9 protein-coding genes and 2 pseudogenes are annotated in these 15,073 nt (G+C 58.6%); 7 read left to right on the forward strand and 4 right to left on the reverse strand.

Translation table 11 applies throughout. The features are described from left to right. Positions 1-173 precede the first annotated feature (173 nt). Positions 174-1,178, reverse strand: coding sequence for an AraC family transcriptional regulator (locus tag AC27HQ_RS16665; protein ID WP_092376624.1), 1,005 nt, complete (start codon positions 1,176-1,178; stop codon positions 174-176). A 127-nt stretch (positions 1,179-1,305) separates the two neighbouring features. Between AC27HQ_RS16665 and AC27HQ_RS16670 the strand changes: the two genes are divergently transcribed. Further along, positions 1,306-2,274, forward strand: coding sequence for a sterol desaturase family protein (locus tag AC27HQ_RS16670; RefSeq protein ID WP_233048401.1), 969 nt, complete (start codon positions 1,306-1,308; stop codon positions 2,272-2,274). Then, positions 2,268-2,675, forward strand: a complete 408-nt coding sequence (locus AC27HQ_RS16675) for a DUF4345 domain-containing protein (RefSeq protein WP_233048402.1) — start codon at positions 2,268-2,270, stop codon at positions 2,673-2,675. The genes AC27HQ_RS16670 and AC27HQ_RS16675 overlap by 7 nt, the downstream gene beginning before the upstream one ends. Before the next feature lie 208 nt (positions 2,676-2,883). Here AC27HQ_RS16675 and AC27HQ_RS16680 read toward each other — a convergent pair whose 3' ends face one another. Next, positions 2,884-3,234: a uroporphyrinogen-III C-methyltransferase gene (locus AC27HQ_RS16680; protein WP_079742477.1), complete on the reverse strand. Its 351-nt coding sequence runs from the start codon at positions 3,232-3,234 to the stop codon at positions 2,884-2,886. A 67-nt stretch (positions 3,235-3,301) separates the two neighbouring features. Here AC27HQ_RS16680 and AC27HQ_RS16685 point away from each other — a divergent pair, with 67 nt between their 5' ends. The 3 genes and pseudogenes from AC27HQ_RS16685 to AC27HQ_RS16695 all read left to right on the forward strand — a co-directional run. Further along, a complete protein-coding gene (locus tag AC27HQ_RS16685) occupies positions 3,302-3,895 on the forward strand; it encodes a DNA topoisomerase (protein WP_233049899.1) in 594 nt (197 codons plus the stop codon). Beyond that, positions 3,843-4,127, forward strand: a pseudogene (locus tag AC27HQ_RS16690) (Tn3 family transposase); the annotation flags it as partial. The gene AC27HQ_RS16685 and the pseudogene AC27HQ_RS16690, both read left to right, overlap by 53 nt. 167 nt (positions 4,128-4,294) lie before the next feature. After that, a pseudogene (locus tag AC27HQ_RS16695) lies at positions 4,295-7,261 on the forward strand (Tn3-like element IS3000 family transposase); the annotation flags it as partial. Here the strand turns inward: AC27HQ_RS16695 and AC27HQ_RS16700 are convergent. Then, the gene (locus tag AC27HQ_RS16700) at positions 7,174-8,514 is read right to left on the reverse strand and encodes a helicase HerA-like domain-containing protein (protein WP_233048406.1); all 1,341 of its coding nucleotides are present in this window, start codon (positions 8,512-8,514) and stop codon (positions 7,174-7,176) included. The pseudogene AC27HQ_RS16695 and the gene AC27HQ_RS16700 sit on opposite strands and share 88 nt — an antisense overlap. A 246-nt stretch (positions 8,515-8,760) precedes the next feature. On the opposite strand from AC27HQ_RS16700, the gene AC27HQ_RS16705 reads away from it, so the two are divergent. Together AC27HQ_RS16705 and AC27HQ_RS16710 are read left to right on the forward strand one after the other, a co-directional pair. After that, complete coding sequence (locus AC27HQ_RS16705; RefSeq protein ID WP_487157336.1) at positions 8,761-10,560, forward strand: DUF1302 domain-containing protein; 1,800 nt, start codon at positions 8,761-8,763, stop codon at positions 10,558-10,560. An 18-nt stretch (positions 10,561-10,578) separates the two neighbouring features. Beyond that, positions 10,579-11,952: a DUF1329 domain-containing protein gene (locus AC27HQ_RS16710; protein WP_338213738.1), complete on the forward strand. Its 1,374-nt coding sequence runs from the start codon at positions 10,579-10,581 to the stop codon at positions 11,950-11,952. A 182-nt stretch (positions 11,953-12,134) separates the two neighbouring features. Here the strand turns inward: AC27HQ_RS16710 and AC27HQ_RS16715 are convergent, their stop codons facing one another. Then, entirely contained in the window at positions 12,135-14,840 is a 2,706-nt protein-coding gene (locus AC27HQ_RS16715) for a LuxR C-terminal-related transcriptional regulator (protein ID WP_487157337.1), read from the reverse strand. Between the last annotated feature and the right edge of the window lie 233 nt (positions 14,841-15,073).

Below are 15,073 nucleotides of genomic sequence, written 5' to 3' on the forward strand. Positions count from 1 at the left end.
TTTATTGAAATGGCAGACATAACTAGGCATTCAACTCGGACGCGGCTTCGCCGCGCCGGTTAATTTCGGCGTTGGGCGTCACGATGGTGAAAGTTCACGTCACCAAATTGGCTGCGGCGCAACGGCAATCGCGACTGACCAGCTGATGCGGTAACTCAAACAGGTGGGCGCTTTCAGCACTTTCCGCCCGTCGGCTTCTTTCGGTAGCGCAGCGGCGTCTCCCCGTACCAGCCCCGGAAGGCGCGGCTGAACGCGCTTTGTTCCGAATAGCCAAGCATCAGCGCAATCTCGCTCAGCGACAAGGCCGGGTCGGCCAGGTACTGTTTGGCCAGTTGCTGGCGCAGCTCATCCAGCATGCCCTTGTAGGTTCTGTCACGTTGCCGCAGGGCGCGGTACAGCGAACGAACCGGTGTTTGCTGCTGCCGCGACAGCCACTGCATGCTCAGCGCGCCCTCCTCCAGCCCCCGCATCATGGCGCGCTGGAATTCGATCAGGAACGCATCGGGGTGGGCCAGGCTTTCCAGCATCGCGGCTGCCTGCTGATCCAGCAGCTGACGCAAATGCGCGTCCTGGCTGTTGATCGGCAAGCCCAGATCCGCAAGCCGGATGGTAATGGCCAGGGTGTCACCGCCAAAATGCACCCGGCAGCCCAGTGCTCGCTCGTGGATTGTCCGGTTTGCGGTCGCCGGCCTGGGGAATTCGATCTGCACCGGCCGAACCCGGTGTGGTGATACCAGGGTATCCAGCACGGTCAGCATGCCGGACACCAGCACATCATTCGACGCATCGGTCGAGGGGCCTTTATCGCCGGCCCAGCCCAGATGCAGATGGGGGCCGTCCGCGCGCAGCCAGACAAAGGACAGATTCTGCAGCAGGGCCTGATAATGCTGCATGCGCTGCAAGGCCTCACCCAGCGTCGCGCAGGAGGCCGCCAGATAGCCGAGCACGCCAGCGTCCTGCAACCTGGCGTGACGACCGACGCGCAGGCCGACCAGGGGATCGCCGCTGGTCTCGGCCAGTTGCTCCAGCAGTTCCCACCACTGCTCGATGGGGATGCGCTCGGCCCGGGTCGCCGCATTCAGCTTGTACTGCAACGGCGCGCAGGCAACACCCTCCGCCTCCATGAAGCGGGTCAGGATGTGGGCGATCCTCGCGAAAACCAGAACGCTGTGACTCATTGCCGAAACTCTTGGCACGCCATGTCAAAAAATAGTAGGCGACTGTCAAGACCATAACCAGTCAAAAGCACAAAATACTCGCCATCCCACCTCTGAAGCAAGTGGTAACAGGTACGAGGAAACCCTTATGGAAACAGTATTTCAGCCGGTCGTAGCAGCCATGACGGCCCTGTTCGGTCGCCCGCCCACCATGAACGAGATGATTCTGATCCCGATGATCCCCGTCTTCGGCAGTGCATTCCTGTTCGAATGGCTGTATTTCCGCCGCAAAACTGGCAGCTGGAACACCGGGCAGGGGCAGCCATTCTGGACGCGCGAGGTGCTGGCGAATTTCTCGCTCGGCGTGGGCTACTACGTATCCGGCGGCCTGATGAACCTGCTGTTCGTTGCCGCCCTGTTCACGGTGGTCTGGGACCACCGTTTCTATACCATCCCGATCAACGTCGGCACCATCATCCTGGCCTTCTTCGTCCAGGAGCTGTGCTACTACTGGTATCACCGCACCGCCCATCGCGTGCGCTGGTTCTGGACCCAGCACGTCTCGCACCACACCGGCGAGATCATGAACATGTCGACCGCCGCGCGGCAGAGCATCCTGAACGGCATCGTCGGCACCTGGATGTTCTATGTGCCGGCCGTCCTGGCGGGCTTCACCCCGGAGCTGATGCTCGGCCTGCTCGGCGCCAACCTGGCCTTCCAGTGGTTTGTACACACCGAATCCATACCCAAACTTCACCCGTGGGTTGAATGGTGGTTCAACACGCCTTCCAATCACCGCGTACACCATGGCCGGAATGTGCAATATGTGGACAAAAACTACGGCGGCGTAATCATGCTGTATGACCACCTGTTCGGCACCTACGAACCCGAAGAGGAAAAGGTGGTTTACGGTACGCCGCGGCAGATCAAGAGCCACAATTGGTTCGTACTGAATCTGCATGAATTCGTCGACATGATTCGCGATGTCATGGCGCCGGGCCCATTGGGCGAACGCCTGAAGCACTTATGGAAGCCCCCGGCGTGGCAGCGCGAGGGCCACGAACCTATCCATACCTGGACCGTAGAACGACACGAAGAGGTTTCACCGAAATGCTGACGATTGCCAAAGGTTTCCTGATCCTTAACGCACTGGCTTTCATGGCAATTGGCATCAACACGACGATAAACCCGGAGGCGGCGATGGCCGCCCTCGACCTCGCACCAACAACCGTTACCGCGACCAACGAAATTCGCTCCATCTACGGCGGCATGCACTTCAGCTTCGGCGCCATGATGCTGGCTGGTGCGCTGCTTCCAGCGCTCACCCGCCACGCGCTGTGGTTTTGCGCGGCATTTCTCGGCGGGCTGGTTGCCGGGCGGGTATCGAGCCTGCTCCTGGATGGTCAGCCCAATGATCTGGCCAACTTTCTACTGGTGTTTGAAACTGCGGCACTGCTTTTAGCGCTGATCCTGCAACATACAGTGCGCGGTGTCCCCAAACGCGGCGCGTTCGCGTAAGCCGGTACGCTACGTTCAAACGGCATGGCCAAGGCCCAACCACCGCAAATGCACATGGACAAATACATATTCCTTGTGTTGTGGGTTCAGAAGTAGGCCCGCTGGCATGCCGCGCGGCTCGCTTGTCGCAGGGGATTCTATGAACTTGAAAGTCTGCGCGCAAACCGGCACAGCCTGCCAAGAAATGACCGAGCGGGGCTCTGCCCTTTCAGGTGCCCGTGAACAGGCTCTGAAGAGCGCGCTGGCTGGTCGTCACGCCGCGCACCACATCGCCCACGATGATGGCGCTGGGGCTGGTCAGTTGTTCGCTGGCAATCGTCGCGCTCAGTGTTTCCAGGGTGCAGACCGCGTGGCGCTGCGTCGGCAGGCTGGCGTTCTGGACGATGGCGACCGGTGTGTCGGCGGGCAAGCCGTGCAGCAGTTCGTCCTGGATGCGCTGCGCACCGCTGACACCCATGTAGATCACCAGCGTCAACTTGGCCTGGCGCGCGGTGTCAGCCAGTGCACGCCAGTCGGTGCCAGCATCGCCCGGCTTGGCGTGGCCGGTGACAAACACCACGCAGGAGGATCAAGCCGGCCTGGACAGCGAAGGCCGCCTTGTCGATACCGCCGTCGCCGACGCCCTGGTGGCCGCCGTCAAGGGCCAGCCGGGCACCATCGCCGCGTACAAACAGGAGGCCAAGAAGCAGAACCAGCCGCTGGCCTTCGCCCTGTCCGACATTACGGCACTGGCCTCGGCCAAGTTCGGCTACAGCGCCGAGGACGTGCTGAACACCTGCCAGGCGCTCTACGAGACGCACAAGCTGACCTCGTACCCGCGCACCGACTGCGCCTACCTGCCGGAGTCGCAGCACGCCGACGCGCCGCGCGTGCTGGAGGCGATCAAGCACGTCAACCCCGAACTGGCCGGCCTGGTCGATGGTGCCGATCCGCGTATCAAGTCCAAGACGTGGGACGACTCGAAGATCACCGCGCACCACGGCATCGTGCCGACCATGCAGAAGGGCAGCAAGGCCGCCCTCAGCGAGCGCGAGCGCAACATCTACGACCTGATCGTGCGCGCCTACCTGGCGCAGTTCTACCCGCTGCACGAGTACATGCAGACCACCGTGGGCGTCGAGATCGCGGGCGAGAACTTCGCCGCGAGCGGCAAGGTAGTCACGCGCAACGGCTGGCTACACCGACTTTGCCATGTCACATGCCCGTTTGCTTGGTTTTGATCTTTGCCCGCGGTTGAAGGAACTCAAACAGCGCCACCTCTTTGTGCCACGCGGCACCAAAGTGCCCGCAGAAATCGCTGCGGTGTGCGAAGCCAATGTCGACGTCGCTTTGATCGAAAAGCATTGGGATAGTCTGGTGCACCTGGCAGCCTCGGTCATGAGCGGACATGCCAGTGCGGTGGCAGCTCTTGCGCGGTTCGGTTCTGCCGCCCAGGGCGATCCAATCTATGAGGGGTTCTAGGGATTTTCCGTCCAAATGCGACATTCAGACTGCTAAGTGATTGATTTATTGTGACTGGCTATGTGAAGCGCCAAAAAAGTAATACCCCTCTGGAGGCCGCGGACGGCGTGGCCTCCAGAGCACTTTGTCGTTTTTGGACGGAAAATCCCTAGAACCCCTTATATGGACCCCCCGCTTTCACCTCCGCCGACCAACGCTTCTTTTTCTCGCTGAACGATAAGGAACTGGCGATCGCTAAAAGCCTCCGTCATCGGGGCCAGCGTTACATGCTGGTGGTACTGCTGGGCTATTTCAAAGCCAAGCCGGTGGTGCTGAATCCCGGCTTTCATCAGATCAAGCAGGACCTCAAATACGTTTATCAAACCGTTCTACCAGGCCCAGGCTGTAGACCCTTTAATCTCACGCCAAAAGAGAACGAACGGATTTACCAACGTGTTTTCCAGCTCTGCAACTACCAGCGCTGGAATGTCAAAGACCATGGAGCGGCGTTGAGAGATTACTTATCCCAGCAAGCCAGAGCCTGGACAGCGCCTAGGCACCTCTTCGATGCGGCCATTGAATATTGTTCGGGGCAGAAGATCGCAATCCCTGCCTACAGCACGCTGCAAAAGATCATCAGTCAGGTGGTGGGAGACGAACAGGAACACATGGCCGCGCACCTTGAGCGTGCAATGTCACGCGGTCTTAAGCAAGCACTGGCGGAGCTCGTGAACGGCACAGGTCCACTGCCGTTCCGACAGTTGCGACAATCGGCTCGTAACTTCACCGGAACCGAGTTGGAGAAAGAACTGATTGTCTATCGCCATATCCAGCATTGGATGCCGGAAGTGGATCTGCTGTTGAGCACGCTATCACTGTCGCAGAAAAATCTGCAACACCTGGCAGAGAAAGTCGACTACTACGGTGCCAAACTGAAACGTCAAACCGTAGGCAGCCAATGGCTGTATTTATTGTGCTATCTTCAAACGCGATGGCAGCAAGCGCTGGAACGTATTGCCGATGGCTTTGTGCATCATGTCAGACAGACCAAACAGAAGGCAAAGGATTATGCGCAGGAAGCGGTGTTTAAGGATTGGCAAAAAGCAGCTAAAAATGTCAGCAAGGCAGCTGAAGTACTGCACCTGTTCATTGATGACAGCATTGATCTGCAACTACCGTTTGCAACAGTAAGACAGCAAGCACTGAGCCTGCTGACCAAAAGGGATCTGGAATCTGTATGTCTCTTCCTGAACGAGCAGCGACGATCGGTCGATGAAGCCATGTGGCAGTACTGCGACGAGAAAGAAAGTCTGCGGAAAGGTTTGCTGCGAGAGTTGTTCCTATGTCTGCGCTTCGAAGGCTGCGACGGCACCCAGCACTTAGCGGCCGCCTTGGCGAAAACACAAAACGAACTCAACGGCCAGGACGCTCAGTTGCAAACTGCCGACACCAGACTCCTTTCCAAAAAATCACGTGAATTCCTGCTGGATGGTGAAGGGAATATCCTGATCGATCGTTATGAGTGGTTCCTCTATCAACAGATTCCTGATCGCCTGAATGGCCAGCTGACGCTGCCTGATATCACTAAATACCGGGCACTCGACGCCGACCTGATCGACGGGGAACATTGGCGAAAAAACAAATATACGCTGCTTCAACAGAGCCATTTTACAAAATTAGCGGAGGAGCCTGAAAAGCTGATCAAACAGATGGCCATGGAATTGGATACCCGTTTGTACGAAGTCGGCGAATATCTTGAACAGGAAGACAACCGGAATATCATCTTGCGTAATCCGCAGGGTAAACGCTTCTGGCGCCTGCCTTCGGCCAGCAAACATCATCTGGTCAACAATCCCTTCTTCCAGCAAATTCCCACAACGGGGATTGCGGATGTACTGCGCATGGTTGATCGTGACACCGGTTTCATTGACTGCTTCGCTCATGTGCTGGGTTCCCAATCCAGAAGCCGTTCCCATGAATATGACCTGTTGGCAATTCTGGTCGGCAATGCAACCAATCAAGGCATTTACGGCATGGCACAGATCTCTGATCGTACCTATGATCAGCTCAGCACTATCCAGGCGAACTATCTTCGCCTGGAAACATTGAATGCTGCTAACGACAACATCAATAACGCGACAGCCAAGCTACCCATCTTCCGGTACTACAACATCCAGGAAGATGTGATCCACGCCAGTGCCGATGGTCAAAAGTTCGAAGCCCGGCGCGAGACCTTCAAAACCCGTTATTCGTCGAAGTACTTTGGCACTCAAAAAGGTGTTTCTGCCATGACCTTGATCGCCAATCACGCTGCTATCAACGCCAGAGTGATCGGCGCCAACGAACATGAATCGCACTACATCTTTGATTTGTTGATGAGCAATACGTCAGACATCATTCCGGATGTGCTCTCAACCGATACCCATGGGGTGAACCATGTGAACTTCGCGTTACTGGATCTGTTCGGATACCAGTTTGCCCCACGCTATGCCCAGGTTGGCAAAGTGATCAATGACATGTTTGATGTCAAGGAAGACAAAGAACACCGAATTCAGCTGTGCTTAAAAAAGCCAATCAATACCCATCGTATTGCGCAGCACTGGGATACCATCCAACGGATTGCAGTATCACTTAAGCAGCGGAAAACAACGCAAGCCACCTTGGTGAGAAAGCTCTCGGAGTACAAGCGCAATCACCCGCTGCTGGAAGCCCTGACGGAATACAATCGCCTGGTGAAAGCGAATTATCTACTGTGCTACATCGATGATGCCAGTTTAAGAAACTATGTTCAGCGCGCGCTGAACCGGGGAGAGGCCTATCACCAACTGCGTCGGGCCGTGAGCAGCGTCAATGGGGATCAGTTCCGGGGCAGTTCAGACGAAGAAATCCAGCTATGGAATGAGTGCGCTCGCCTGGTCACCAATGCCATCGTTTACTTCAACTCCAGGATACTCAGCCAGCTGTTGACCAGCTTCGAATACCAAGGAGATACCAAGAGAATAGATATCGTCAAACAGGCATCCCCTGTGGCCTGGCACAACATTAACCTCAAGGGGACTTACCACTTCGAATTGAGCGAAAAATTGCCAGATCTGGAGGAGCTTATGCGCTCAATCGAGGGATATTTACCCGTCAGCGAAAAGTAATACCCCTCTGGAGGCCACGGACGGCGCGGCCTCCAGAGCACTTTGTCGTTTTTGGACGGAAAATCCCTAGAACCCCTAATCGGCCCCATCTGACTGTCCGGCGGTCGCACCCAGATCTGCTGCACGATGGACGGCGAGCCTTTTTCATCCAGCACCGAGACCAGCGCCTCACCCACGCCCAGAGCAGTGATCACGGCTTCGGTATCCAGATCCGGGTTGGTGCGGAAAGTCTGGGCCGCAGCACGGACTGCTTTCTGGTCCCGCGGAGTAAACGCGCGCAGCGCGTGCTGCACCCGGTTGCCTAGCTGCGCCAGCACGGCATCCGGCAGGTCGAGCGGGCTTTGAGTAACGAAGTACACGCCCACACCCTTGGAGCGGATCAGCCGCACGACCTGTTCAATCCGATCCAGCAGCGCCTTAGGGGTGTCATTGAACAGCAGGTGCGCCTCATCAAAGAACAGCACAAACCGGGGCTTGTCGGCATCACCAACCTCCGGCAGCTGCTCAAACAGCTCGGACAGCAGCCACAGAAGGACACAGGCATAGCCGAGCGGGCTCTCCCTATACAGGCGCTCGGCATGCAGGATATTGACCACGCCCTGACCGTGCTCGTCGACCTGGAGAAAGTCATCCAGCGAGACGGCAGGCTCGCCAAACAACGGCTCCCCGCCCTGCTGTTCCAGACGCAGCAACGAGCGCTGGATAGCGCCGACGCTGGCCGGTGAGATATTGCCGTAACGCGGCCCCAGTTCGGCACGGAGCTCGTGGACATGATTGAGCATCGCCCGCAGGTCTTTCATGTCGAGCAGCAGCCAGCCCTGATCATCAGCGACCCGGAACAGAATATCGATGATGCCGCTCTGGGTTTCATTCAGCCCCAACAACCGCGACAGCAGTTGCGGGCCAAGCTCGGAAATGGTCAGACGCAGCGGATGCCCCTTCTCGCCATACACATCCCAAAACACCACCGGCGCACCCTTGGGCTCCAGAGCGTCAATACCTACACGCAGGGCGCGCTGCTGCAGCTTTTCCGATACCACACCCGGTTTCGCGATGCCCGAGAAGTCACCCTTGATATCGGGCACCAACACCGGGACACCCAGTTGCGAAAAGGCCTGCGCCAACACCTGCAGCGTAATGGTCTTACCGGTGCCGGTCGCGCCCGCAATCAACCCGTGACGATTGGCCATGCGCGGCTCAATCGCCACGCCGCCAGCCTGATTGCCACCTATCAGCAGCGGGGAAATAGTCATCAGCCTCTCTCCTGGTAACCGGGACGGACGCCCCGCAGGCATTATGAACCAGGTCGCCAGCGACGCAAGCTGACCTACCCGTTGCAGGCCGAACGCACCTCGCCCCACGCCCCATCACCCCCCATTAGGGGGGGTATAAACACGAAACCTATCGGACTACAATGAGATCCTGCGGCAGAACGGCGTCCCGTCACTGCTGCGAGCCTGGGATCCTCAATAACAACAAGCGCCCGGCGCGAGGACAACATGAAGAACATAACAACAAGAACGTTTCTGACCTGCAGCCTCAAACCCATGGTTGTCGCCATCGCAATGGCTTCCGCACTGCCTGCGCATGCGGTGCGATTCGACATCGGTGAAATCGAAGGCCAATTCGACTCCAGCATTTCCATCGGCTCCAGCTGGGCAACCGCCAGCCCGGACAAGGACCTGATCTGGGCCAACAACGGTGGCAACGCCAACGCCGCCAACACCGACGACAATCGCCTGAACTTCGACAAGGGCGATGCCTTCTCGACCATTTTCAAAGGCATCCACGACCTGTCATTGCAATACGGTAATACCGGCGTCTTCCTGCGCGGAAAATACTGGTACGACTTCGAGCTTAAGGACGGGCACCAGGATCTGTACGACATCGACGATGACAATCGCAAGACCGCGGCCCAGGCCTCCGGAGTGCAGCTGCTCGATGCGTTCCTATACCACAACTATGCCATTGGCGACATGCCTGGCTCGGTCCGCATCGGCAGGCAGGTGGTGAGCTGGGGTGAAAGTACCTTCATTCAGAATGGCATCAACAGCATCAACCCGATCGACGCGGCCGCCTTCCGTCGACCCGGCGCGGAGATCAAGGAAGGCCTTATTCCGGTCAACATGCTCTACCTGTCCCAGAGCCTGACTGAAAATCTCGGGATGGAAGCCTTCTACCAGTTGGAGTGGGATCAGACGGTCATCGACAACTGCGGTACCTTCTTCGCGCCGGGCGATACCCTGGCTGACGGTTGCTACCAGGTCGGCGTTGGGGGAAGCCAAAACGGTGCCAACGGCGATCCAACCTTTGTCTATGTACCGCGCGCCGGCGACGTAGACGCCAGGGACGACGGACAATTTGGCGTATCGTTCCGCTACTACGCGGAGGAGTTGAATCAGACCGAGTTCGGCCTGTACTTCATGAACATTCACAGCCGCCTGCCAACCTATAACACTATCGCAGCTGGCGGCCAGACGGTCATTGGTGCAGAGCCCAATTCCCAGACCGGGCAAGTTGACGTGGCCCTGTTGGGTAACTATTTCCTCGCCTACCCGGAGGACATCCGGATCTACGGTGTCAGCTTCCAGACCAACGTTGGCGGTACTGCGCTGTCAGGTGAACTCAGCTACCGACCAAACCAGCCAGTCCAGATCAGCTCCAACGATTTGACCGGTGCAGCCATCGGTAACGCCGTTACGCCGCTGAACACCAGTGGCCACGTGCCCGGAGCTGTTTTCGGCGTAGCCATTCCCCCCGGCACCATCATTCAGGGCTATAAGCGTTTGCCGGTCACCCAGGCGCAGGTTACGGCTGTCCGCATCTTTGACAATATCCTCGGCGCGCGCAGCATGACCGTCATCGGCGAAGTCGGTTACAACCACGTCAGCGGCATCAAGAAAGGACTGGATGAACTGCGCTACGGCCGCGACTCACTATATGGCTCCGGGCCACTGCCGTTCGGGGCATGCGAGGGCGTGCTTAACACTGCCAACCCATCGGACTGCACGTACGACGGCTTCTACACCAGCAGCTCCTGGGGTTACCGCGCCCTGGTCAACATGGAGTACGAGGGCTTCGCGGGCGTGGCGCTCAAGCCCAGCTTCGCGTTCTCACACGACGTTGACGGCACCGGTCCGAACTTTGTTGAAGGCTCCATGGCCGCCAGCGTCGGCCTGACCGGGGTGTACAACAACAAGTACAACGCCAGCATCAACTACACCAACTTCTTCGGTGGCGACTACAACCCCAACACTGACCGCGACTTCGTTGCTGTCAGCGTCGGCGTTAACTTCTAATAAGAAACGGAGCAAGCGATGAAACCGATTCACAAACGATCCCTGCAGATTCTCGGTGGCGCCATGCTCAGCGCCCTTGCGCTGTCGGTCAGCGCAGCCGTCTCTCCGGAAGAGGCGGCTAAGCTGCAGACCACCCTTACCCCGATGGGCGCCGAACGTGCCGGCAACGCCAGCGGCACCATTCCCGCCTGGACCGGCGGCATGGCAACCGATGCGGCGCCGGTCGACGCCGACGGTTTTTTTGGCGACCCCTTCGCCGGCGAGCAGCCGCAATACACCATCACTGCGGCGAATATGGATCAGTATGCGGACATGCTGACCGAAGGCCAGAAGGCCATGCTCAGACGCTACCCTGATACCTATCGCATGCGGGTCTTCCAAACCAACCGCAGCGCTACCGTGCCGCAAGAGGTGTTTGACGCGGTCGCCCGCAACGCCGTCAATACACAACTGGCCGAGGGCGGAAACGGCCTAGAAAACTTCGACACGGCCTATCCTTTCCCGATTCCGCAAAACGGTGTGGAGGTTATCTGGAACCACATCACCCGCTATCGCGGTGGCAGCTTTACCCGCGTTATCGCGCAGGCAACCCCGCAGGCCAATGGTTCGAACACCATGGTGATTCTGCAGGATGCGTACAGCTTTGCTACCGCACTGACCGATTACGGCCCGAAGATCTCCGATAACCTGATGTTCTACTTCACCCAGCGTATCCTGTCGCCCTCACGCCTGGCCGGTGACGTACTGCTGGTGCACGAGAATATCAACCAGGTCGAGGAGCCGCGCGCCGCCTGGATCTACAACGCCGGCCAACGCCGCGTGCGTCGCGCACCCCAGGTGGCCTATGACGGACCGGCGTTCGGTGCGGACGGCACCCGGGTCTCCGATAATTACGACCTGTATAACGGCTCGCCCGACCGTTACGACTGGAAACTGGTTGGCAAGCGTGAACTGCTGATCCCGTACAACAACTTCGCTCTTGCCTCACGCGAGTTGAAGTACGATGACATCATCCAGGCGGGCCATATCAACCAGGATCTGGTGCGCTACGAAGTGCACCGCGTCTGGGAAGTGGAAGCCACCCTCAAGGAAGGCCAGCGTCACGTCTACGCCAAGCGCCACTTCTTTATCGACGAGGATAACTGGCTAGCTGGTGCTATCGACCACTACGATGGCCGCGGGGGATTGTGGCGCGTAGCGGAAGCGATGGCTCTGCAACGCTTCGATCTGAAAATCCCCGGATACGCTCTGGAAACGCTGTACGACCTGCAGAACGGACGCTACATGGCGCTGGGCATGACCAACGAAGAACGCAAGCCCTACGACTTCAGCTTCAAGGCGTCGTCTGCCGACTTCACTCCCAACGCACTGCGCGCCTCGGGTATCCGCTGATATCCACCCTCTCCCCCTGTCGTTTCCGCTGCTCCGGGCGACAGGGGGCTCCTCTCGGAGCTGCAAGCCGCAAGTTTCAAGCGGCAAGCTGATCGCCTCCACTCCACCGCACTGCTCCTGCTGCCAGCCACCACTGCCGGCTTTTTGCTTTTGCTTTTGCTTGCGGCTTGTGGCTGTCGCCACTAAGCCTGCTGCACCATCACCGCAGCCTGGGCGCGATTGTCGACCTTGAGTTTGGCGAAGATGTTCTTCATGTGTGACTTGATCGTCTCGGGTGTGACGTTGAGATCACGCGCTATCTGCTTGTTCGACTTGCCTTCGGCCACCAACTGAATAACCTGCCGCTCCTTGACGGTCAGCGTCAGCAACGCACCGTTTCCGCCGCCTTCCTCCACCGGCGTATCCAGCCCCAGCATGTCGGCAAGCTGAAGCTGCAGATCAGGCGGGCAGTAACGCGCGAACAATGCGCCAATATCATGCCCGGGCAGGTCGCCAAGCAGACTTACCATTCCTGTGTCCCTGACAATACCAACGACCGACTCCAGCAGCGCAGCGGCACTGGCGACACCGCGCTCGCGGCTCAACAGCACGCCAGTAACGATGCCCAGTTCAACGTAATACATCCAGATCTCGCTGGTGCGCATCTGCTGCAGCATAGCCAGCGCCTCATCCAACAGCGCGGGTTCACAACGTTCCAGATCCAGCGCCAGCCAGAGACGCGACAATAATGCAAAGTAGGCTCGATCAACCCATTGGTCGGGCCAATCGAGCCGCGCAAGTTGCTGCAGCATGGCACTGCAGACATTGGCCTCACGCGGCTTGCGCTCAATCAGGTGCAGTCTGACCCGCTCCAGCAGCGCACGCGCCTGCAACCTGGGCCAGCGACGCTCCAATGCCAGCGACTCAAGCTCATCCAGCACCCGCCGAGCCTGGGCAAAACGCGACTGATGAGCCAGCAGCCGAACCTGCGTCATGCAGGCAAATGCGGTGCACTCGATAAAGCTGCCGGTCTTGATGTAAGGCAACGCCTCCTGCAGCTTTATGTCTGCTTCTGCATACTCTGCGCGCAGGTAATGACCGAAGGCTCCCAACCCCTTGGGCAATGCAGTCAATACCGGATTGGGCCGACGCAAATCCGGGGCGAATAACTCGTCGGCCTGATCCAGCAGTCCATCCAGCGTCGCCATGCCCTGAACGATGCGTCCTTGATAGAACTCACTCAGGGCGTACAGCGATTTGCGGTAGCACTCATGCAGGAAGTAGCCACCATTTCCCTGCTGCAGGAGTTGGGTCGGGGGCAATGCGTATAACTGGTCCCAGCGGCAGGCGCGCATGTGCGCACCACAGAGGATATTGAGCAATACGTTGCGAGCCCAAGGGCTGCCAAGGCCGGAGCTGATGCAGGCATCGGCGACCGGCGCTGCCAGGCCGTAGCGATCATCAAGCGCCCAGAGCATGGCCTTGATGGCCTGCACCTCCCAATGCAGTGCGGCGGCTTCCTCTCCCGCATCAAGCTGTTGAACCTCTGCCTCCAGCTCCTCGGCAAGGCGCATGGCCGAGGCGTACTCCAGCGCCAGCCCCATCGCCCAGGCACGGGTGACCTTGAGCGCCAGCGAGCTATCACCCGACTGCATCTTCCAGCGTTTTTCCATCAACACCAGGGTACTGAAGTCGCCCTGCTCCATCAGGGTGGTGGCACACTCCTGAATCCATTCTCGCAACTGCTCCACGTCTGCGCTCAACATTCCCAGCTGAATTGCATCAAACCAGAGCTGACGCTCGGCAAACCATCGGGCGGCGCTCAGCATAAACCGCCGCGCAGCGACTTCATCCCGCGCCAGACAGGCGCTGCGCAGATGCTCGCGAAATAGTGGATGCAGGCTGAACCAGCTGTCCTGTTCATCCAGCACATTGAGGAATAATTGACGTCGCCGCAAAAGCTGCAGGAGCGCCTCTGCCGCAGAGTCACCCAGCAGGCTGCGCAGCAACGGCAGGCTGAACTTCTCCAGCAGCCCGATCGAGCACAACGCACGGCAGGTGCCAGCATCCAACTGGCCAAGCAGCTCGTCGAACAGATTGCTGATACTGCGTGGTATATAGCGCCCGCTACCCGGTGCCGGCGCCAGCAGGTACGCTCGCAATGCCGCTATCCAGCCATCAGCGGCCTGCTGGATGCTGCACAGGTCACCGCCCTGCTCGGGCTGCAGTCCGCCCTTGCGCAGCAGATCGCGGGTTTCATCGCTATCGAACCGCAGCAGCGCCGCGTCGATATCCAGCCGATCATCGGCATAACAATGCTCGACTATCGCCTCCGGCAAATCCTTGCGACCAATAAACACCAGATGAACGTGCTCGGGCGCGCGCTGAACCAGAAAACGCAGCGCCTCGATCAGCACATCATCCGCAATGCAGTGATAATCATCGACAAAGATCGTCAGCGGTTGCGCATGCTGCTCCAGATCGGCGAGCAGCAGGCTTGCCAGACACTGCGCACTGCAGGTTGAGAGGGGGGCAGCGCACGCCAGACAGTGATTGGCAATCGACGGGAACACATGATTGATAGCGCCACACAGGTAATACAGCAGACGGTGGGCGCTGTTGTCTTCGGTATCCAGCGACAACCAGGCAACCCCATGACCCAAACTGGAGAGACGCTCGGCCCAGATGCCGGCTAGCGTGGTTTTCCCGTACCCCGGTGGCGCTTCGACAATGGCGACGCGACGCTCGGTCAGTCGCTCGGCAAGCTGCTCAAGACGTGGGCGAGGAAGAACGCCTCGGCCACGACGCGGTGGGGTGATTTTGGTCGTCAGCAACACCGGTAGATCGTTGCCCCCGTCCTGCCCGGGGGAGGATTGCGGAGCAATCCATTCCACGCGATTCCTGTTCATGAATTCGATCCATGCCGAGCACGGGCTGCCTGCGACAGCCTCTTTTTGTTATTCCACTACCTACCCTAGCAGAGCGGCAGCACAGCGCACGGCAACAGCGCCAGAGAGAAGGGGTGACCGCCATTGCCGGCCACCCCATCATACGAACGGCACTGTTTAGAGTAAATACTCAATCAGCATCACCAGTCACAGACTGAACGCCAACGGCTCACTCGGTTTCGACCTGAGTGGTT

The organism is Halopseudomonas sp. 4NH20-0008, assembly GCF_057548395.1.

Coding starts and splice junctions, on each gene's coding strand:
- AC27HQ_RS16665 (WP_092376624.1), bottom strand. CDS start 1,178: ATGAGTCACAGCGTTCTGGTTTTCGCGAGGATCGCCCACATCCTGACC.
- AC27HQ_RS16710 (WP_338213738.1), top strand. CDS start 10,579: ATGAAACCGATTCACAAACGATCCCTGCAGATTCTCGGTGGCGCCATG.
- AC27HQ_RS16670 (WP_233048401.1), top strand. CDS start 1,306: ATGGAAACAGTATTTCAGCCGGTCGTAGCAGCCATGACGGCCCTGTTC.
- AC27HQ_RS16715 (WP_487157337.1), bottom strand. CDS start 14,840: ATGAACAGGAATCGCGTGGAATGGATTGCTCCGCAATCCTCCCCCGGG.
- AC27HQ_RS16700 (WP_233048406.1), bottom strand. CDS start 8,514: ATGACTATTTCCCCGCTGCTGATAGGTGGCAATCAGGCTGGCGGCGTG.
- AC27HQ_RS16705 (WP_487157336.1), top strand. CDS start 8,761: ATGAAGAACATAACAACAAGAACGTTTCTGACCTGCAGCCTCAAACCC.
- AC27HQ_RS16675 (WP_233048402.1), top strand. CDS start 2,268: ATGCTGACGATTGCCAAAGGTTTCCTGATCCTTAACGCACTGGCTTTC.